Origin of the sequence: Paraburkholderia sp. Ac-20340 (assembly GCF_017104965.1) — a bacterium.
Taxonomy (GTDB): Bacteria; Pseudomonadota; Gammaproteobacteria; order Burkholderiales; family Burkholderiaceae; genus Paraburkholderia.
Genome location: NZ_JAAGPR010000002.1, coordinates 391237 through 410969, shown reverse-complemented (window position 1 = coordinate 410969; position 19733 = coordinate 391237). Strand labels below are relative to the sequence as shown.

General features: G+C 64.9%; 16 protein-coding genes. 6 read left to right on the top strand and 10 right to left on the bottom strand.

Going from position 1 to position 19733, the window contains the following annotated elements:
• Positions 1 to 9: 9 nt before the first annotated feature.
• The 4 genes from secD to queA form a co-directional block, all read right to left on the bottom strand.
• Positions 10 to 2067: a protein translocase subunit SecD gene (gene secD, locus G3N59_RS04745; RefSeq protein ID WP_205981394.1), complete on the bottom strand. Its 2058-nt coding sequence runs from the start codon at positions 2065 to 2067 to the stop codon at positions 10 to 12.
• Between the two features lie 151 nt (positions 2068 to 2218).
• Complete coding sequence (gene yajC, locus G3N59_RS04740) at positions 2219 to 2548, bottom strand: preprotein translocase subunit YajC (protein ID WP_205981393.1); 330 nt, start codon at positions 2546 to 2548, stop codon at positions 2219 to 2221.
• A gap of 303 nt (positions 2549 to 2851) precedes the next feature.
• A complete protein-coding gene (tgt, locus tag G3N59_RS04735; RefSeq protein WP_205981392.1) occupies positions 2852 to 4051 on the bottom strand; it encodes a tRNA guanosine(34) transglycosylase Tgt in 1200 nt (399 codons plus the stop codon).
• Between the two features lie 102 nt (positions 4052 to 4153).
• Positions 4154 to 5215, bottom strand: coding sequence for a tRNA preQ1(34) S-adenosylmethionine ribosyltransferase-isomerase QueA (gene queA / locus G3N59_RS04730; RefSeq protein WP_205981391.1), 1062 nt, complete (start codon positions 5213 to 5215; stop codon positions 4154 to 4156).
• A 252-nt stretch (positions 5216 to 5467) separates the two neighbouring features.
• On the opposite strand from queA, the gene recG reads away from it, so the two are divergent.
• The 5 genes from recG (at position 5468) to ubiA (ending at position 11392) form a co-directional block, all read left to right on the top strand.
• Positions 5468 to 7762 carry an ATP-dependent DNA helicase RecG gene (recG, locus tag G3N59_RS04725; RefSeq protein ID WP_205981390.1) on the top strand — a complete coding sequence of 765 codons (2295 nt, stop codon included), beginning with the start codon at positions 5468 to 5470 and terminating at the stop codon, positions 7760 to 7762.
• Between the two features lie 171 nt (positions 7763 to 7933).
• Positions 7934 to 8893 (top strand): hydrogen peroxide-inducible genes activator, encoded by a 960-nt coding sequence (locus G3N59_RS04720; RefSeq protein ID WP_205981389.1) that lies wholly within the window; start codon positions 7934 to 7936, stop codon positions 8891 to 8893.
• Between the two features lie 492 nt (positions 8894 to 9385).
• Positions 9386 to 9562: a hypothetical protein gene (locus G3N59_RS04715; protein ID WP_205981388.1), complete on the top strand. Its 177-nt coding sequence runs from the start codon at positions 9386 to 9388 to the stop codon at positions 9560 to 9562.
• A 246-nt stretch (positions 9563 to 9808) separates the two neighbouring features.
• Positions 9809 to 10297: a Dps family protein gene (locus G3N59_RS04710; protein WP_205981387.1), complete on the top strand. Its 489-nt coding sequence runs from the start codon at positions 9809 to 9811 to the stop codon at positions 10295 to 10297.
• Positions 10298 to 10528: 231 nt separating this feature from the next.
• Entirely contained in the window at positions 10529 to 11392 is an 864-nt protein-coding gene (gene ubiA / locus G3N59_RS04705; protein WP_205981386.1) for a 4-hydroxybenzoate octaprenyltransferase, read from the top strand.
• Between the two features lie 91 nt (positions 11393 to 11483).
• Here ubiA and proC read toward each other — a convergent pair whose 3' ends face one another.
• The 6 genes from proC to G3N59_RS04675 form a co-directional block, all read right to left on the bottom strand.
• Positions 11484 to 12299, bottom strand: coding sequence for a pyrroline-5-carboxylate reductase (gene proC / locus G3N59_RS04700; protein ID WP_205981385.1), 816 nt, complete (start codon positions 12297 to 12299; stop codon positions 11484 to 11486).
• 22 nt (positions 12300 to 12321) lie between these two features.
• Complete coding sequence (locus G3N59_RS04695; protein WP_205981384.1) at positions 12322 to 13020, bottom strand: YggS family pyridoxal phosphate-dependent enzyme; 699 nt, start codon at positions 13018 to 13020, stop codon at positions 12322 to 12324.
• Between the two features lie 258 nt (positions 13021 to 13278).
• The gene (glcF, locus tag G3N59_RS04690) at positions 13279 to 14508 is read right to left on the bottom strand and encodes a glycolate oxidase subunit GlcF (protein ID WP_205981383.1); all 1230 of its coding nucleotides are present in this window, start codon (positions 14506 to 14508) and stop codon (positions 13279 to 13281) included.
• Positions 14509 to 14526: 18 nt separating this feature from the next.
• Positions 14527 to 15615 carry a glycolate oxidase subunit GlcE gene (glcE, locus tag G3N59_RS04685; RefSeq protein ID WP_205981495.1) on the bottom strand — a complete coding sequence of 363 codons (1089 nt, stop codon included), beginning with the start codon at positions 15613 to 15615 and terminating at the stop codon, positions 14527 to 14529.
• Positions 15616 to 15858: 243 nt separating this feature from the next.
• Positions 15859 to 17412: an FAD-linked oxidase C-terminal domain-containing protein gene (locus G3N59_RS04680; protein ID WP_205981382.1), complete on the bottom strand. Its 1554-nt coding sequence runs from the start codon at positions 17410 to 17412 to the stop codon at positions 15859 to 15861.
• 27 nt (positions 17413 to 17439) lie between these two features.
• The gene (locus G3N59_RS04675) at positions 17440 to 18864 is read right to left on the bottom strand and encodes an FAD-linked oxidase C-terminal domain-containing protein (protein WP_205981381.1); all 1425 of its coding nucleotides are present in this window, start codon (positions 18862 to 18864) and stop codon (positions 17440 to 17442) included.
• A gap of 205 nt (positions 18865 to 19069) precedes the next feature.
• Here G3N59_RS04675 and G3N59_RS04670 point away from each other — a divergent pair, with 205 nt between their 5' ends.
• Positions 19070 to 19657: a cob(I)yrinic acid a,c-diamide adenosyltransferase gene (locus G3N59_RS04670; protein WP_205981380.1), complete on the top strand. Its 588-nt coding sequence runs from the start codon at positions 19070 to 19072 to the stop codon at positions 19655 to 19657.
• Positions 19658 to 19733: the final 76 nt, after the last annotated feature.

Genomic DNA, 19733 nt, shown 5'->3' with positions numbered 1-19733 from the left:
GTCTCCGTATCAGCGGGACGAACCGGTGTTGTCGGGGCTGCTGGGGTCGTTCCGGCGGCGAACCGTCGGCTTCGCGCGTGCGCCACCCTTGGCGCCGGCCTTCGCAGGCTGAGCGGCTTGACGCTTTGCGGCGTTCGAGGCGAGCGCGCGGCCCGTGTCGGTGTCCGTGTCTTCGGCGCTCAGTGCGGGTGCACCCGCCGCTTCCGGTTCCGGACGCCACACCTGACCGACTGCCAGCGTCTTGAGCTTCTTCTTGCCGCCGTACCAGAGGTTCACGAGACCGCGCGAGAAGAACACGGCCGAGAACATCGAGGTCAGAATGCCGATACAGTGCACGATCGCGAAACCGCGCACCGGGCCCGAACCGAAGGCCAGCAGGGCGAGACCGGCGATCAGCGTGGTCACGTTCGAGTCGAGAATCGTCGCCCAGGCGTGCGCGTAACCATTCTGGATCGCCAGTTGCGGCGGCGCGCCGTTGCGCAGTTCTTCACGCACGCGCTCGTTGATCAGCACGTTCGCGTCAATCGCCATACCGAGCGCGAGCGCGATAGCGGCAATACCCGGCAGCGTCAGCGTGGCCTGCATCATCGAGAGCACGGCCACCAGCAGCAGCAGGTTCACCGACAGGCCGATCATCGAGATCAGACCGAACAGCAGGTAGTAGCAGAGCATGAACACGGCGATCGCGGCAAAGCCGTAGACCACCGAATCGAAGCCCTTGCGGATGTTGTCCGCACCGAGGCTCGGACCGACCGTACGTTCTTCGATGATGTCCATCGGCGCGGCGAGCGAACCGGCGCGCAGCAGCAGCGCGAGATCGGTTGCGGCTTGTGCCGTGGGCTGGCCCGTGATCTGGAAGCGGTCGCCCAGTTCCGACTGGATGGTCGCCACCGTCAGCACTTCGCCCTTGCCCTTTTCGAACAGCACCATCGCCATCGGCTTGCCGATGTTGTCGCGCGACACCTGACCCACGGCGCGGCCGCCGGCCGAGTCGAGGCGGATGTTCACGGACGGACGCTGATGTTCGTCAAAGCCAGCCGATGCGTCGATGATGCGGTCGCCGGTGAAGATCACCTGCTTGCGCAGCAGCACCGGTGCGGCGTTGCCTTGCGTGAACAGCTCGTCGCCCGGCGGGACCGGATCGGTCGGGTTCGGGTGCAGGCCGTTCGGGTCGGCGAGGCGCGCTTCGAGCGTCGCCGTACGGCCGATGATGTCCTTCGCCTTCGCGGTGTCCTGCACGCCCGGCAGTTCGACCACGATGCGGTCGTCGCCTTGCTGCTGGATCACGGGCTCGGACACGCCCAGTTCGTTCACGCGGTTATGCAGCGTCTGGATGTTCTGCTTGAGCGCGGCATCCTGCACGGCCTTCTTGACCGCCGGCGTGAACGTGCCGACCAGCTGCACGCCGCCTTCAGGATTGTTCTGCGTGGACCACGACAGTTCGCTCACGCCGCCCGTGCCCGAGAGCACCTTGCTGGCCTGATCGGCCACGGCCGGATCGGCGAAATTGATCACCACCGTCTGACCGACGCGGTTCACGCCGCCGTCACGGATGGTCTTGTCGCGCAGGATCGAGCGGGCGTCCGAAGCGTCGGAATCGAGCTTCTTGTTGAGCGCGCCGTTCATGTCCACCTGGAGCAGGAAGTGCACGCCGCCGCGCAGGTCCAGACCGAGGTACATCGGCAGCGCGTGCAGCGCCGTCAGCCAGCGCGGCGAGGCGCTTTGCAGATTCAGCGCGACGATGTACTGCGGATCGCTCGGATCGGCGTTCAGCGCGTGGTTCAGTGCGTCCTTCAGACGCAGCTGGGTGTCGGTGTCGGCCACACGCACGCGGATATTCGCGTTCATCGACGAGTTGTCGAAGGTGACGTCGTCGGCCTTGATGTTGGCGGCGGCGACGGCCGATTCGACCTGGGCGAGCGTGTCGGAGCCGAGCTTGACGGTCGCTTTACCGCTCGACACCTGGACCGCGGGCGCTTCGCCGAAGAAATTGGGCAATGTGTACACGAGGCCGATGGCAAGCGCCACGACCATCACGACATATTTCCAGAGGGGATAACGGTTCATTGGTTGGCCCAACGGGGGAGAGGAATTGCCATCTCGATGCGCGCGCGTCCGGCGAGGCCTTCGTGCCGCCCGGTCTGGGTGCAATCAGGGCCGGGCCGGACGCGCTGGACCGCAGAATGAGTGCGGCCGGAAGTGATCGATCGTCTCGCGCTTACAGCGACTTGATCGTGCCCTTCGGCAGGATGGTCGTCACCGACGACTTCTGCACGGTCACTTCCGTGCTGTCGCTGATTTCGACGCCAACGTAGGCTTCGCTGACCTTCGTGACCTTGCCGACGATACCGCCGCTGATGATGACTTCGTCGCCCTTGGCCATGGCGGCGAGCATGTTGCGGTGTTCCTTCTGGCGCTTCATCTGCGGACGAATCATGATGAAGTACAGCACGGCGAACATCAGAATCAGCGGCAGGAAGCTCATCAGGCTGGATTCTGCGCCGCCAGCTGCGGAGCCTTGGGCGAAGGCATTGGAAATAAACGACACGTTGGTCTCTCCGTTTATACGATCAGTACGATCAAAGATACGATCAAAAGCGAGCCGGTTATTCTACCACCGGCAACTAACGCGACGATGGCGCCAAATGGGCTTTCCGATCAAGCTGTTAGCCGCTTTGCCCGGCTGGGCGGGGTGGGCGGCACAGGTCTGGAAGGTCAGCCGCACATCGGGTGTGGCCCGGGCGCAGTCGTCGCGAAAGGTAATTGTAAAGTGTCGCCGGTTTCGCAGTGACGCGCCATCAAAAACCTTCTAAAGCTTGCTGGCGCGCACCTTGTTCGACCGTCGCGCCACTCAATCCACGCCGCGCGCGCGGTTTTCGGCGAAACGCTGACGGAAGGCCGTGAAGGTCTTCGTCTCGATCGCCGAGCGGATTTCGCTCATCAACTCCAGGTAGTAATGGAGGTTGTGGATCGTGTTGAGCTGCGCGCCGAGAATTTCACCGACGCGATGCAGGTGATGCAGATAGCCGCGCGTGAAGTTGCGGCAGGTGTAGCAGCCGCATTGCTCGTCGAGCGGGCGCAGCGAATTCTTGTGCGTGGCGTTGCGGATCTTGATGTCGCCGAAACGCGTGAAGATCCAGCCGTTGCGCGCGTTACGCGTGGGCATCACGCAGTCGAACATGTCGACGCCTGCCGCCACGCCTGCCACCAGATCTTCCGGCGTGCCCACACCCATCAGGTAGTGCGGCTTGTCGGCGGGAAGCTTCGGCGCGATGTGCTGGAGCACGCGCATCATGTCTTCCTTCGGTTCGCCCACCGACAGCCCGCCAATCGCGTAGCCGTGGAACGGCATCTGCGAAAGACCTTCGAGCGACTCGTCGCGCAGATCCTCGAACATGCCGCCCTGCACGATGCCGAACAAGGCGTTCGGGTTGCCGAGGCGGTTGAATTCGTCGATCGAGCGCTGCGCCCAGCGCATCGACATGCGCATGGAATCGGCCGCTTCCTGATGCGTGGTCGTCACGCCGTTGGTCGCGTAGGGCGTGCATTCGTCGAACTGCATGACGATGTCCGAGTTCAGCACCTTCTGGATCTGCATCGACACTTCGGGCGAGAGGAACAGCTTGTCGCCGTTCACGGGCGAGGCGAAGCGCACGCCGTCTTCCGAGATCTTGCGCAGATCGCCGAGCGAGAACACCTGGAAGCCGCCCGAATCGGTGAGGATCGGCCGGTTCCAGCCCATGAAGCGATGCAGGCCGCCGTGCGCCTCGATGGTTTCCAGACCCGGGCGCAGCCAGAGGTGGAAGGTATTGCCGAGGATGATCTGCGCCTTCATTTCCTCCAGCTCGCGCGGCTGGGTGGCCTTGACGGTGCCGTAGGTGCCCACGGGCATGAAGATCGGCGTTTCGACCACGCCATGATTGAGCGTGACGCGGCCGCGGCGGGCGAGGCCGTCGGTGCCGAGCAGTTCGAATTTGAGGCCGTTTTGCGGGCGTTCGCCCAGGTATGCGCCGTGTTCGGCGCGTGCGTTGTTTTGCTGACCGTCGGTCATGCGGTGGACTCCTGTGCAACCGGAAAACAGTCCGGCGCAGATAGTGAAACGCCGCCGCGCGCTCGTGCGAGGCGTGGCGGCCGGGAAACGTTCAGGCTTGTTTCAAGCCTTCAGTGCGTCTGCGGTTTTCGTCAGCAACATGGCGTCGCCATAGCTGAAAAAGCGATAGCGCGCTTCGATGGCGTGTTTGTACGCAGCACGAATCGTCTCGATGCCCGCGAACGCGGAAACCAGCATCAGCAGCGTCGATTTCGGCAAATGGAAGTTGGTCACGAGCCGGTCGACCACGCGGAACTGATAGCCCGGCGTGATGAAAATATCGGTTTCCGCCTGCGTGGCCGCGAGTTCGCGGTTTTCGTTCGCGGCGTCGCGCGCGGCGGCTTCGAGCGCGCGCATCGAGGTCGTGCCCACGGCGATCACGCGGCCGCCGCGTGCGCGCGTGGCGGCGATTTTATCGACGAGCGATTGCGGCAGTTGATACCACTCGCTGTGCATCTTGTGTTCGGCGATGTTTTCCACGCGCACCGGCTGGAACGTGCCCGCGCCCACGTGCAGCGTGAGCGTGGCGCGCTCGACGCCCATGGCATCGAGCTTCGCCAGCAGTGCGTCGTCGAAGTGCAGGCCGGCGGTGGGCGCGGCCACGGCGCCCGGATTCTGCGCGAACACGGTCTGATAGCGCGTTTCGTCGCCGGCATCGGCGTCGTGCGTGATGTAGGGCGGCAGCGGCAGACGGCCGAACTGCTCGATCAGCGTCAGGCAGTCTTCGGGGAAGTGCAGCGTGTAGAACGGCTCGACGCGCTCGCCCACGGTGACGTCGAAGGCATCGGCCAGACGCAGCACCGTGCCGGGGCCGGGGCTCTTGCTCGCGCGGATCTGCGCGAGCGCCGTGCGCGCGCCGGTCAGACGCTCGACCAGCACTTCGATTTTGCCGCCGCTGGCCTTCTGGCCGAAGAAGCGCGCCTTCAGCACCTTGGTATCGTTGAACACGAGCAGATCGCCGGGCGCGATGCACGCGGGCAGATCGGCGAAAGTGCGGTCGGTCAATCGCGCCGGGAGCGCGGCATTGTCGACTTCCAGCAGGCGGCTCGCGCTGCGCTCGGGCAGGGCGGTCTGCGCGATCAGTGCTTCGGGAAGATCGAAATCGAAATCGGAAAGCTTGAACATACGGCCTGAAAACACGGTAAGCGGTAAGGCGCCGACAATGCGGCGCGGCGGCCAGCGGGCGGCTTGCGCGTGTTGCAACGCGCAGCGCTTGTACCCTAAAAACGGCCTTGATGCCCGCCCTTACGGAGCGAACAGATATGATTGCGGAACCGGCCTGAACGGAGCGTCGACAGCAGCATTGCCCGCAGCAGGCCGATGCGCGGACGTGCCGCGCCATGCCGGAAAGCCGATATTGTACTTGTGAAGCAGCCCATGCCCTCGTCCGTTAGCCGAATGATTGCCGAATCCGATCCCGCGAGCGTCCCTGATGACGACTCGCAGCCGGGCACGCAGCCGGACACGCGCGCGGACGTACAGGACGCAGCGCCCGACGCTGCCTCGCCGCGCAAGCGTGCCGCGGCGAAGAAAACCGCCGCGCAGTCTGCTGCGAAGTCTGCAGATAAATCCGCCGACAAAGACAAGCCCAAGCTCACCAAAACCGCCGATCGCCTCGCCAAACTGGGCCTGAAAAGCGCCATCGACCTCGTGCTGCATCTGCCGATGCGCTACGAGGACGAAACCACGCTCACGCCCATCGGCGAACTGCTGCCGGGCGGCATCGAGCAGACCGAAGGCGTGGTGTTCGACAACGAAGTCGCCTATCGCCCGCGCCGCCAGCTGGTCGTGAAACTGCGCGACCACAACGGCGACGAACTGCATCTGCGTTTCCTGAACTTCTACGGCTCGCAGGTCACGCAGATGGCGGTGGGCAAACGCCTGCGCGTGCGCGGCGACGTGCGCGGCGGCTTTTTCGGGCTGGAAATGGTGCATCCGGCCGTGAAGGTGGTCGAAGGCGATGCGCCGCTGCCGCAGGCGCTCACGCCGGTTTATCCGTCCACGGCGGGCGTGAGTCAGGCGTATTTGCGCAAGGCCATCGACAACGCACTCGAACGCGCGCATCTGCCCGAACTGCTGCCGGAGCCGATCGAGCAGGAGTTTCTCGCGCCGCTGAACGTGCCTGGCCTCATGGATGCGGTGAAAACGCTGCACCATCCGCCCATCAACGCCGATCAGAACGAACTGATCGACGGCACGCATCCCGCGTGGACGCGCATCAAGTTCGACGAACTGCTCGCGCAGCAACTCTCGCTCAAACGCGCGCATGAAGAGCGCCGCACACGCGCCGCGCCGGCGATGGCGCGTCATATCGCGGGCCGCAAGAGCGAGGAAACCTTGCTCGCCCGTCTGCGCGAAGCCTTGCCGTTCAAGCTCACGAATGCGCAGGAACGCGTGGTCGGCGAGATCGCGCAGGATCTGGAAGCGCCGCATCCGATGCAGCGTCTGCTGCAAGGCGACGTCGGCAGCGGCAAGACCGTGGTGGCGGCGCTCGCGGCGGCGCAGGCCATCGACGCCGGTTATCAGGCCGCGCTGATGGCGCCCACCGAAATTCTCGCGGAGCAGCACGCGCGCAAGCTGCGCGGCTGGCTCGAACCGCTCGGCGTGCAGGTGGCGTGGCTTTCGGGCAGCCTCAAGGCGAAGGAAAAGCGCGCCGCGCTGGAAGCGGCGGCGCTGGGCACGGCGCGGCTCGTGATCGGCACGCACGCGATCATTCAGGACGCCGTGGAATTCGCGCGCCTGGGCCTTGTGATCGTCGACGAACAGCATCGCTTCGGTGTCGAGCAGCGGCTGGCGCTGCGCGCCAAGGCGCAAAACGCGAAGTCGCCCGACGAAACCGCGCGCGAGTTCCAGCCGCATCAACTGATGATGACCGCTACGCCGATCCCGCGCACGCTGGCGATGACCTATTACGCGGACCTCGAAGTGTCCACCATCGACGAACTGCCGCCAGGCCGCACGCCGATTGTCACCAAGCTCGTTTCCGATGCGCGCCGCGAAGAAGTGATCGCGCGGGTGCGCGCGGCCGCGCTCACGGGGCGGCAGGTCTACTGGGTGTGTCCGCTGATCGAGGAAAGCGAGACGCTGCAGTTGCAGACCGCGGTGGAAACCTGGGAAACGCTGGTGGCGGCACTGCCGGAACTGGCGGTCGGGCTCGTGCACGGGCGGCTGGCTTCGGCGGACAAAGCCGCCGTCATGGACGCGTTCACGCGCAACGAAGTGCAGTTGCTGGTGGCGACCACGGTGATCGAAGTGGGCGTGGACGTGCCGAACGCCTCGCTGATGGTGATCGAGCACGCCGAGCGCTTCGGCCTTGCGCAGCTGCACCAGTTGCGCGGGCGGGTCGGGCGCGGCAGCGCGGCGTCGGTGTGCCTGCTGCTCTACACGGGGCCGCTTTCGCTCACCGGCCGTCAGCGTTTGCAGACGATGCGCGAAACCACCGACGGTTTCGAAATCGCCCGCAAGGATCTGGAAATTCGCGGTCCGGGCGAATTCCTCGGCGCGCGTCAGTCGGGGGCGGCGATGCTGCGCTTCGCCGATCTCGAAAACGATGCCTGGCTGATCGAGCCCGCCCGCGAAGCCGCCGAGCGTCTGCTGCACGAATATCCGCACGTGGTCACCCAGCATCTGAACCGCTGGCTCGGCGCGCGCGAACAGTATCTCAAAGCCTGAATAGTCCATTGCGCGGCTTCGTGCACGCGTTGCGGAACCTGTGCGCCGCAATTTCGTCTGACCCTGTTCATGATCGCGCCCCGGATAGGGGCGTTGATTATTGGCGAATCGCCGCCATAGGTGTATAAGTACAAGCTATTGATTCACCCTTTTTGATTGGTCCCCAATGAAATGACGCTCACTGAATTGAAATACATCGTCGCGGTTGCCCGCGAGCGCCACTTCGGACGGGCCGCCGAAGCCTGCTTCGTGAGCCAGCCGACGCTGTCGGTGGCCATCAAGAAACTCGAAGACGAACTGAACGTGCAGATTTTCGAGCGCGGCACGAGCGAAGTGAGCGTGACGCCCATCGGCGAGCAGATCGTCACGCAGGCGCAGCGCGTGCTCGAGCAGACGCTCGCCATCAAGGAAATCGCCAAGCAGGGCAAGGACCCGCTGATCGGGCCGCTGCGTCTGGGCGTGATCTACACGATCGGGCCGTACCTGCTGCCCACGCTGGTCAAGCAGATGATCAAGCGCGTCCCGCAGATGCCGCTGATGCTGCAGGAAAACTACACGCTCAAGCTGATCGAATTGCTCAAGCAGGGCGAAATCGACGTGGCCATCATGGCGCTGCCGTTCCCCGAAACCGGCCTCACGCTGCGCCCGCTCTATGACGAGCCGTTCGTCGTGGCGCTGCCTTCGGGGCACGCGTGGGAAAAGCGCCCGAAGATCGACCCGGACGATCTCAAGCAGGAAACCATGCTGTTGCTCGGCAGCGGCCATTGCTTCCGCGATCACGTGCTGGGCGTGTGCCCGGAACTGATGCGCTTCTCGCAGAACGCGGACGGCATCCAGAAGACGTTCGAAGGTTCGTCGCTGGAAACCATTCGCCATATGGTGGCGAGCGGTGTCGGCATCACGGTGCTGCCGCGCATGTCGGTAACCGAGGTGAAGCCGCATGCGGGCGGTATCGATTCCGGCCTGCTGTCCTATGTGCCGTTCGACGAACCGGTGCCCGACCGCCGTGTCGTGCTGGCGTGGCGCAAAAGCTTTACGCGCATGCCGGCGATCGAAGCGATCGTCGAAGCGATCCATGCCTGCGAACTGCCGGGCGTGAAGAAGATCGAGGCGCCGGTCGAAGCGGCTTGATACGCTGACTGTTTGACGCGCCGCGCTCCCCGCGCGGCACTCCCCGCGCGGCGCTTTGCCTGACCTGACGCGTCGCTCGCTCGCGTTTTCAACTCCCTTCTGAGTTTGCGCCGCTGCTTTGCATCGTCGATAAATCGCGGCTATTCGATATATAAAATAAATCAAATTATAAATATCGATAGTTATTGATAAAGTCTCTCTCAACCCGCCAGACAACGAATCAACGAGAGGACGCGATGCAAAACACGACTGCAACAACCACCGCAGCAACGCCATCGACGTTGGCGTCGAGCCTGCGCACCGTCGCGTTTTCGCTGCTCGTGGATCGCGCGCTGGCCGCGTGAATTGCTTGGATCGCTGGAACGCGGTTGAGCGCAATTGAAATAACAAAGCAGGCAAAAAAGCAGGGAGCCGCGGCGGGGCGCATATCGCGCCTCGTCGCACCAGATTCGCAGGTAACGCCAAAGCGCAGGAACAGTTAGGAGCACGATCATGACCAGAACGATGACGATGACACGCAAGGCGATGGGCGCGGGCCGCGGTGCAGAAATGGCGCGTTCGCGCGCCGACGGTACCCAGATGGTGCGGCGTGTCGTGGGTTTCGCGATCATCGCCAGCGTGTTCGTGGCGATTGCGTCGCACGCGTTCACGCAGTTGCCCGCGCATTGAGCGTGGATTGCGCGTGAATTGAGCGCATCGGCACCGCCATCGGCTTCATGACGCGATATGTCACAGCAGGCACGCTCGCTGCTTGACCTCTGTTGAACTGTGGGGCCGGATGACCCTGTTTTCCGGCGTTAATAAGATAAACTGAGGCCCGATCGAGCGTTCGCGAGCCAGCACTGGGCATCGGTGCGCAAGCGAAGATTTACAGCGTCTCGGATGGGTAGTCTCACTGCTACAAAAGGAGTCGTCATGGCCAAAAAATCTGCTGTGCAGCACGTGAATATCGGCATCACCGACAAGGATCGCAAGAAGATCGCGGACGGTCTCTCGCACCTGCTCGCGGACACGTACACGCTGTACCTCAAGACGCACAACTTCCACTGGAACGTCACGGGGCCGATGTTCAACACGCTCCATCTGATGTTCGAAACGCAGTACAACGAACTGGCGCTGGCTGTGGACGCCATTGCCGAACGTATCCGCGCGCTGGGCGTGCATGCGCCGGGCAGCTACAAGGAATTCGCGAAGCTCTCGTCGATCCCCGAAGCGGACGGCGTGCCGGCTGCCGAAGACATGATCCGTCAGCTGGTGGAAGGTCAGGAAGCCGTGGTGCGTACCGCGCGCGCGATCTTCCCGGCCACGGAAGCCGCCCACGACGAGCCGACCGCCGACCTGCTCACGCAGCGCATGCAGACGCATGAAAAGACGGCGTGGATGCTGCGTTCGATGCTCGCCTGATCGCCGTTCGAAGACGGTGGTCCGAAATAGAAAAACCCGCTGGCTGGTCCGGCGGGTTTTTGTTTTTGTGCGCTTATTTGTGCGCTTGTTTGTTGGTTACGCGCGGATCTGCTGACGATAGCGCCCGATTTCCCGCGCGTCGCGCTGGCAAGGATGGCGGCGAGCTGCCGCATGCGTGGCCTACAATAGCGCATCGTCTTTCCCGCATTCATCGTCATTCCCGCCCCGAACATGTTCGCCCGACTTCCGCTCTATCTGCGGCTCGTCCGCATGGACAAGCCGATCGGCAGCCTGCTGCTGCTGTGGCCGACGCTCAACGCGCTGTGGATCGCCTCGAACGGCCATCCGTCGCTTTCGCTGCTGGTGATCTTCACGGTCGGCACGGTGCTGATGCGCTCGGCGGGCTGCGCGATCAACGATTACGCGGACCGCGATTTCGACCGTCACGTCAAGCGCACAGCCGAGCGGCCGATCACTTCGGGGCGCATCCGCGCCTGGGAAGCGGTGGCGATTGCCGCAGCGCTCGCGATCGTCTCGTTCCTGCTGATCCTGCCGCTCAACGCGCTCACCAAGCAGCTTTCGGTGGTGGCCCTGTTCGTGGCGGCGTCGTATCCGTTCACCAAGCGCTTTTTCGCGATTCCGCAGGCGTATCTGGGCATCGCGTTCGGCTTTGGCATTCCGATGGCCTTCGCAGCGATTCAGGATCACGTGCCGATGCTCGCGTGGATCATGCTGATCGCCAACGTGTTCTGGTCGGTCGCCTACGACACCGAATACGCGATGGTCGATCGCGACGACGATATCAAGATCGGCATTCGCACTTCGGCGCTGACGTTCGGCCGCTTCGATGTGCTTGCGATCATGCTCTGCTACGCGTTCACGCTGGGCATCTACGTCTGGGTGGGCATCACGCAGCAGTTCGGCGTGCTTTACTGGCTCGGCTGGGCGGCAGCGGTGGGATGCGCGATCTATCACTACACGCTGATCAAGAACCGCGAGCGCATGCCGTGCTTCGCGGCGTTCCGTCACAACAACTGGCTCGGCGGCGCGCTGTTCGTGGGCATCGCGGCGCATTACGTCGCGGCGGGGATGTGAGCGAACCGCTCCGGTTTCAGACGTAAAAAAAGCGCCCATTGGGCGCTTTTTTACTTGAGCATGACGCTTTCTGAGCGGTTTATCGAGCGCCTTACTGCGCGCCGAATTCCTTGCCCATTTCCGTCGCACGCGCGTCGGCCGCGAGCGCGCCGCGCACGATGGCGTCCTTGATGCCCGAAGCGTCGAACGAAGCGAGCGCCGCCGCCGTCGTGCCGCCCTTGGAGGTCACGCGCTCGCGCAGCACGGCGGGTGTTTCGTCCGATTGCAGCGCCAGTTGCGCCGCGCCGGTGAAGGTGGCGATGGCCAGCGCGCGGCCTTGCTGCTCGTCCATGCCGAGCTGACGCGCGGCTTCTTCCAGCGCCTCGATGAAATAGAACACGTAGGCCGGGCCGCTGCCCGAAATCGCGGTGACTGCGTCGATCTTGCTTTCATCGTCGAACCACACCGACTGGCCAACCGCGCCCAGCACGTTCGACGCCAGTTCGCGGCCCGCCGCGTCCACGCCGCTGCTTGCGACCAGACCCGTTGCGCCCATGCCGATCAGCGCGGGCGTGTTCGGCATCGTGCGCACCACGCGCGCATGACCGCCGAGCCAGCGCGACAGATCTTCGATACGGATGCCGGCCATGATGCTGATGACGACCTGATGCGCGCCCAGATGCGGCGCGAGACCTTCGGCGACGGCTTTGGCGATCTGCGGTTTGACGGCGATCAGCACGGCGTCGTAGCCGGCGAGTGCGCCATCCGCCGCTGCGCCCGTGTTCACGCCGAACTGGTCGGCGGTGCGCTTGCGGGCGTCTTCGTTCGGATCGATTGCGTACAGATTCCCGGCCGGGACGCCCTTGCGAATCAGGCCGCCGATGAGTGCAGCGGCCATGTTGCCGCCGCCGATGAAGGCAATTTTCATGGTGTTGGAGTGCGTCAGTGAATCAGTGAGAGTAATCGCGGGCGCCGAAGATCGCGGTGCCGATGCGCACGATGGTGGCGCCTTCGAGCACGGCCGCTTCGAGATCCGCCGACATGCCCATGGAGAGCGTATCGAGTGCGAGGCCGTCGGCGCGCAGCGCGTCGAACAGCTCGCGCAGGCGGCGATGGGGCGCGCGTTGCGCGTCGAGCGTTTGCGCGGGTTCGGGAATCGACATCAGCCCGCGCAGGCGCAGGTTCGGGAGCGCGGCGATCGCGTGGGCGATCTGCACGGCTTCTGCGGGCGCCACGCCGCTCTTGGAGTCTTCGCCGCTCACGTTCACTTGCAGGCAGACGTTGAGCGGCGCCATGTCGGCCGGGCGCTGTTCCGACAGGCGTTGCGCGATCTTCAGGCGGTCGACCGAATGCACCCAGTCGAAACGCTCCGCCACGGGGCGCGTCTTGTTCGATTGCAGCGGCCCGATGAAATGCCATTCGAGGCTCGCGCGCAGGTCTGCCAGTGTCTCGATCTTGTCCACCGATTCCTGCACGTAGTTCTCGCCGAACGCGCGCTGGCCGGCCGCGTGGGCGGCGCGGACGTCTGCGGCCGGGAAGGTTTTCGATACCGCGAGCAGCGCGACGGATTCCGGCGCGCGGTCCGCATTGCGGGCGGCAGCGGCGATGCGCTGATGAACGGCTTCGAGGTGATGAGCGAGATCGGTCATGAGAATTCTGGCCGGCCGCGTCGCGCTGCCCGCGGCCGCGCACTGGGTTAGGCGCACTTGAAACGAACGAGGGCAATTATACGGACTGCGTGGGGCGCCAGACACCCGCCAAAAGTCATAGGCCGAATGGCCGACTGTTGCGGCGCACGGCGAGTCTGTAGGCTGGAAGCGTCACCTGCGAGTGTTACCTGCGCGAGGTGAAAGTGCAACCATGGTTCCACCGAGGTGCAACCCTGGTTTTCGCTCCGTTTCTCTCCGTTAATTGGCCGCCAGCATATGCTCGACCAGCTCGATCCAGTGCGTGACCGGAATCTTCGTGCCGCTTTGCAGATGGGCAATGCAGCCGATATTCGCCGATACGATCAGTTGCGGCTCCAGCGCCTTGAGCCGATCGACCTTCTGGTTGCGCAGCGTGTACGACAGGCGCGGCTGCGTGATGGAGTAGGTGCCGGCGGAACCGCAGCACAGGTGGCTGTCGGCAGGCAGACGCACGTCCAGTCCCAGCGCGCCCAGCACCTTTTCCACGCCGCCGCGCAGTTGCTGGCCGTGCTGCAGCGTGCAGGGCGGGTGGTACGCCACGGTATGGATGCCGCGCCTGCGCGTGGCGGCGGTCAGCGCTTCTTCGAACGCGGGCAGGATTTCGGACAGATCGCGCGTGAGACTGGCGATGCGCCGCGCTTTTTCCGCATAGACCGGATCATTGCGCAGCAAGTGCGCGTATTCCTTGACCGTCGCGCCGCAGCCCGAGGCATTCATCACGATGGCTTCGGCGCCTTGCTCGACGTAGGGCCACCAGGCGTCGATATTCGCGCGCACGTCTTCGAGCGCATCGTCGGTATAGCCCATGTGCAGACGGATCGCGCCGCAGCAACCCGCCTGCGGCGCCACGATGGTTTCGATGCCGATTGCGTCGAGCACGCGCGCCGTCGCCGTGTTGATGTTGGGCATCATCGAAGGCTGCACGCAGCCCGCGAGCATCAGCATCTTGCGCGGATGCTTCGCCGTCGGCCAGGCGAGCGGGCGCTGTCGCACCGGCACCTTGTCGCGCAGGCGGCGCGGCAGCAAGGCGCGCATCTGCTGCGCCGTGCGCATGGCCGGCGAGAACAGCATGCGGCGCGGCAGGAAACCCGCGAGAAAGCGGCGAATCAGGCGCTGGCGCAACGGTCGCGACACGCGTTCCTCCGCCAGCTTGCGGCCCACTTCCACGAGCCGCCCGTATTGCACGCCGGACGGGCAGGTGGTCTCGCAACTGCGGCAGGTGAGGCAGCGGTCCAGATGCGTGAGCGTGCTTTTCGTGACCGGCGCGCCTTCCACCATCTGCTTCATCAGATAGATGCGACCGCGCGGGCCGTCCAGTTCGTCGCCGAGCAACTGGTAGGTCGGGCAGGTCGCGGTGCAGAAGCCGCAATGCACGCATTTGCGCAGGATCGCGTCGGCTTCGTCGCCGTCGGGAGTGTTGCGAATGAAGTCCGCGAGGTTCGTCTGCATCGCCGCGTGGGGTTCTCGTCAGAAGTCGGAATACAGGCGGCCGCGATTGAAAATGCGGGCCGGGTCGAACGCGGCTTTCAGGCCGCGATGGATCTTCATGAGTGGCGTGGGCAACGGTGTGAACACGCCCGCGCTGCGGTCGTAAGCGTGACCGTTGCGGAACAGGGTGGCGTGGCCGCCGGCCTGCTTGGCGGTGATGCGCACGGTCTGCGCATCGGTTTCGGTGATCCACCAGCGCTGCGCGCCGCCCCATTCCATCAGTTGCGTGCCGGGCAATTGCAGCGGCTCGGCGATCGAGGGGAGTGCGAGGCGCCAGAGCGCGGCGTCGGGGGCGATCGAGGCGAAGAACGGATCGGTCTGCTCGCGCAACCCGGCCCAGAAGCGCTCGGCTTCCACGGCATCCACGACTTCGCCGCCCAGCGATGTGCGCGCAGCTTTCACGCCTGCTTCGGCGCCAGCCAGCCGCACGGCGAGCGTGCCGTTGCGCCAGGCGCTGGCGGTCATCGGCAAGGGGCGGCCGCCCCATTCGTTGAGCTTGCGCACGGCGTCGGTGCCGTTCATGTCGAAGCGCAGCGTGGCTTCCGCCTGCGCGACCGGCAGCACTTTCACGGACAGTTCCAGCATCAGCCCAAGCGTGCCGAGCGAACCCGCCAGCAGGCGCGAGACGTCGTAGCCCGCCACATTTTTCACGACCTGACCGCCGAAGTGCAGCACCTCGCCGCGACCGTTCATGATCACGGCGCCCAGCACGAAGTCGCGCGCCGCGCCTGCGCTCGCGCGGCGCGGTCCGGCAAGACCTGCTGCGATGCAGCCGCCGAAGGTCGCCTGCGGGCCGAAGTGAGGCGGCTCGAACGCCAGCATCTGGCCGTGCGCCGCCAGAGCGTGTTCGATTTCGAGAAGCGGTGTGCCGGCGCGCGCCGTGATCACCAGTTCGGCGGGGTCATACGCAATGATGCCGCGATGCGCGCGGGTATCCAGCACCTCGCCTTCGAGCGCCTGGCCATACCAGTCCTTGGTGCCGCCACCACGGATGCGCAGCGGCTTGCCGTCCGCGCTCGCGGCGCGGATGCGCTCCGACCAGTCAGCGACGATGTCGTCCTCTTGCATGCTTCCCATAGCGCGTGTCTTGGCGCGTTTGCTGGCGCGGTTGTCGTTGTGGTTCGCCTGATTGTACTGACGCGTTTCGTGCTGACAACCCGGGGCAGGCCCGCATGGCGGTGCGCGCCGAAACCCGGCGGTGGGCCGCAGCGGAGCGCGATTCGCAGCAGGCTTTGCAGCACACCGCCCGGCGCGCCTCGCGTCCTGCAAAAAATCATGCAAAACGCAACGCGCGTGGCGGGAACGCCTGGATCAGAACCGTGGCAGGTCGGGATGCGGCAGCAGATTGCCGCGCACGTGCATGCGCCCGTACTCGGCGCAGCGCGCGCGCGTGGGAATGCCCTTGTCGGGATTGAGCAGATTGGCGGGGTCGAAGGCGTGCTTCACCGCATGAAAGGCGTCGCGCTCTTCGGGCGAGAACTGTACGCACATCGAATTGATCTTTTCGATGCCCACGCCATGTTCGCCCGTGACCGTGCCGCCCAGTTCGACGCAGGTTTCGAGGATGTCCGAACCGAAGGCCTCGGCGCGATGCCATTCGTCCTGATCGCTGCCGTTGAAGAGAATCAGCGGATGCATATTGCCGTCGCCCGCGTGGAACACGTTGATGCAGCGCAGCCGGTACTGCTGCTCCATCTCGTGGATGCGCGCGAGCAGCGGCCCGATCGCGCGGCGCGGCACGGTGCCGTCCATGCAGTAATAGTCGGGAGATATGCGGCCCGCCGCCGGGAACGCATTCTTGCGGCCCGACCAGAAGCGCAGACGCTCTTCTTCGGTGCGCGAAATCTGGATGCGTGTTGCGCCGTGCTCGCGCAGCACGACGGTCGTGCGGGCGATTTCGTCGGCGACTTCCTCGGGCGTGCCGTCGGACTCGCACAGCAGGATGGCCGCGGCGTCGAGGTCGTAGCCCGCGTTGACGAACTCTTCGACCGCGCGCGTCGCCGGCTTGTCCATCATTTCCAGACCGGCCGGAATGATGCCGGAGGCGATGATCGCGGCCACGGCGTCGCCGCCTTTCACGACATCGTCGAAGCTCGCCATGATCACCTGCGCGGTCTGCGGCCGCGGGATCAGCTTGACGGTGACTTCGGTCACGATCGCGAACATGCCTTCGCTGCCGATCATCACGGCGAGCAGGTCGAGGCCGGGCGCATCGGGCGCGAGCGAGCCGAATTCGACAATCTCGCCGTCCATCGTCACGGCGCGCACGCGCAGCACGTTATGCAGCGTCAAGCCGTACTTGAGGCAGTGCACGCCGCCCGAATTCTCGGAAACGTTGCCGCCGATCGTGCAGGCGATCTGCGAGGACGGATCGGGCGCGTAGTAAAGGCCGTAGGGCGCCGCCGCTTCGGAAACGGCCAGATTGCGCACGCCGGGCTGGACCGTGGCCGTGCGCGCGTACGGATCGACTTCGAGAATGCGCCGAAAGCGCGCGAGCGACAGCACGATGCCATGGCGGATCGGCATCGCGCCGCCGGAAAGGCCGGTGCCCGCGCCACGCGGCACGACGGGCACATCCAGACGCCGGCAGATCTGCACGATGCGCTGCACCTGCGATTCGGTTTCCGGCAGCGCCACCGCGAGCGGCAGGCGGCGATAGGCGGCCAGCCCGTCGCATTCGTAGGCGACCGTGTCTTCCTCGCGATGCAGCAGGCAATGCGCGGGCAGCACAGCCATCAGCGCCTGTACGACTTCGCGCTGGCGCTGCGCGAGCACTTCGGGTGTGAGTTCGAGGGCGTCCGCATGTTTTTGCGCGTTCGTGGGCGCATTGTTCGGCTCAACCAGCTTGGCGTCCGGTCCGTTCATGTCTCCTCCAGGTTCAGTGCGCCCGGATCAGGCGGCCCAGCTAAAGATCTTGCCCGGGTTCATCAGGTTCTGCGGATCGAGCGCGTGTTTGATCGCGCGCATGGTGTCGATGGTATCCGCGCCGTGTTCCTCGATCAGGAAATCCATCTTGTGCAGGCCCACGCCGTGCTCGCCCGTGCAGGTGCCGTCCATGCGGATCGCGCGCTGCACGATGCGGTGATTCAGGCGTTCGGCTTCATCGATTTCCTCGGGCTTGTCCGGGTCGATCAGGATCGCCACGTGGAAGTTGCCGTCGCCCACATGGCCGACGATCGGGCAGGGCAGCGGCGAAGCCTTGAGATCGGCTTCGGTTTCCACCACGCATTCGGCGAGGCGCGAAATCGGCACGCAGACGTCGGTGGTCACGGCGCGGCAGCCGGGCTTGAGTTGCAGCATCGCGAAGTAGGCGCTGTGGCGCGCGTTCCACAGGCGGCTGCGATCTTCCGGGCGCGTGGCCCATTCGAAGCCTTCGCCGCCGTTTTGCGCGGCGATTTCCTGCACCAGTTGCGCCTGCTCGGCCACGCCCGCTTCGGTGCCGTGAAACTCGAAGAACAGCGTGTGCTTTTCGCGCAGCGTCAGGTTCGAATGCTTGTTGATGGCGCGCACCGCAAGCGCGTCGATAAATTCCACGCGGGCGATCGGCACGCCAATCTGGATCGTCTCGATCACGCTGCGCACGGCTTCGGCCATCGACGGAAACGCACAGATGGCCGCCGACACCGCTTCAGGCTGCGGATACAGCTTCACGGTGATTTCGGTGATGACGCCGAGCGTGCCTTCGGAGCCCACGAACAGACGCGTGAGGTCGTAGCCCGCCGACGATTTGCGCGCGCGCGTGCCGGTCTTGATGACGCGGCCGTCCGCCAGCACGGCGCTCAGGCCCAGCACGTTCTCGCGCATCGTGCCGTAGCGCACGGCGTTGGTGCCCGAGGCGCGCGTCGCCGACATGCCGCCGATGCTCGCGTCCGCGCCCGGATCGATCGGGAAGAACAGGCCCGTGTCGCGCAGCGCTTCGTTGAGCTGCTTGCGCGAGATGCCGGGCTCGACGGTGACGGTCAGGTCTTCGGCGTTGATCGAAAGCACGCGGTTCATCTGCGAGAGATCGATCGACACGCCGCCCTGCACGGCCAGCAGATGGCCTTCGAGCGAGGAACCGTTGCCGTAGGGAATGATCGGCACGCCGTATTGCGCGCACAGCTTCACGATCGCCTGGACCTCTTCGGTGCTCTGCGCGTAGACAACGGCGTCGGGCAGTTGCGGATCGAAGCGCGATTCGTCGCGGCCATGATGGGCGCGCACGGCTTCGGAAGTGGAAACGCGCTCGTTGAAGGCGGCGCGCAGGCTGTTAAGGAGATCGGCGGGGAACGGGCGGCGTGCGGGTTGGGCAACGGCCGGCGGCGCGGGATGATTCACGCGGGGTGTCTCCTTGTTGGGCTTGATCTTTGGTGCGATGCTCGTCGGAAATCATTCTACGCTCAACGTTCCGGGCGCAAAGGCGGGGCAGCCCGGAGTTCATGCGCCATGCTGCACTGCATGATCCACGCTGGGCGCGGGCAAGCGACAATCCCGGCTTCGAGCAACAGCTTCAAGCACGTTCACGTTTCTGGAGAGACACATCATGGGCAACCGCCTGAGCAAGATCGCCACGCGCACCGGCGACGACGGCACGACCGGACTCGGCGACGGCAGCCGCGTGCGCAAGGACGATGCGCGTATCGCCGCTATCGGCGACGTCGACGAACTCAATTCGAACATCGGCGTGCTGCTTTGCGAGCCGCTGCCCGACGACGTGCGTGCCGCGCTCATCGCGATCCAGCACGATCTGTTCGACCTGGGCGGCGAGCTGTGCATGCCGGGGCACACGATCGTCACCGATGCGCATCTTGCGCGCCTCGACGCCTGGCTCGCCGATTACAACGCCACGCTGCCGCCGCTCAAGGAGTTCATTTTGCCGGCCGGTTCGCGCGCAGCGTCGCTCGCGCATGTCTGCCGCACGGTCTGTCGGCGCGCGGAACGCTCGATCGTCACGCTGGGCGATGTGCAGGACGCAGAAGCGCAACTCGCGCAGACGCCGCGCCGCTACGTGAACCGGCTATCCGATCTGTTGTTCGTGCTTGCGCGCGTGCTCAATCGCGCGGCGGGCGGCAGTGACGTGCTCTGGCGCCATGATCGCGGCCAATCTGACGTTGCCGCGGATATCGAATAAAGGGCACGATGCGCACCCCGACCTTTTGCTGGGGTGCGACAAAATGACCAGACAGTCCGTGCCGTTAAAGATGTAT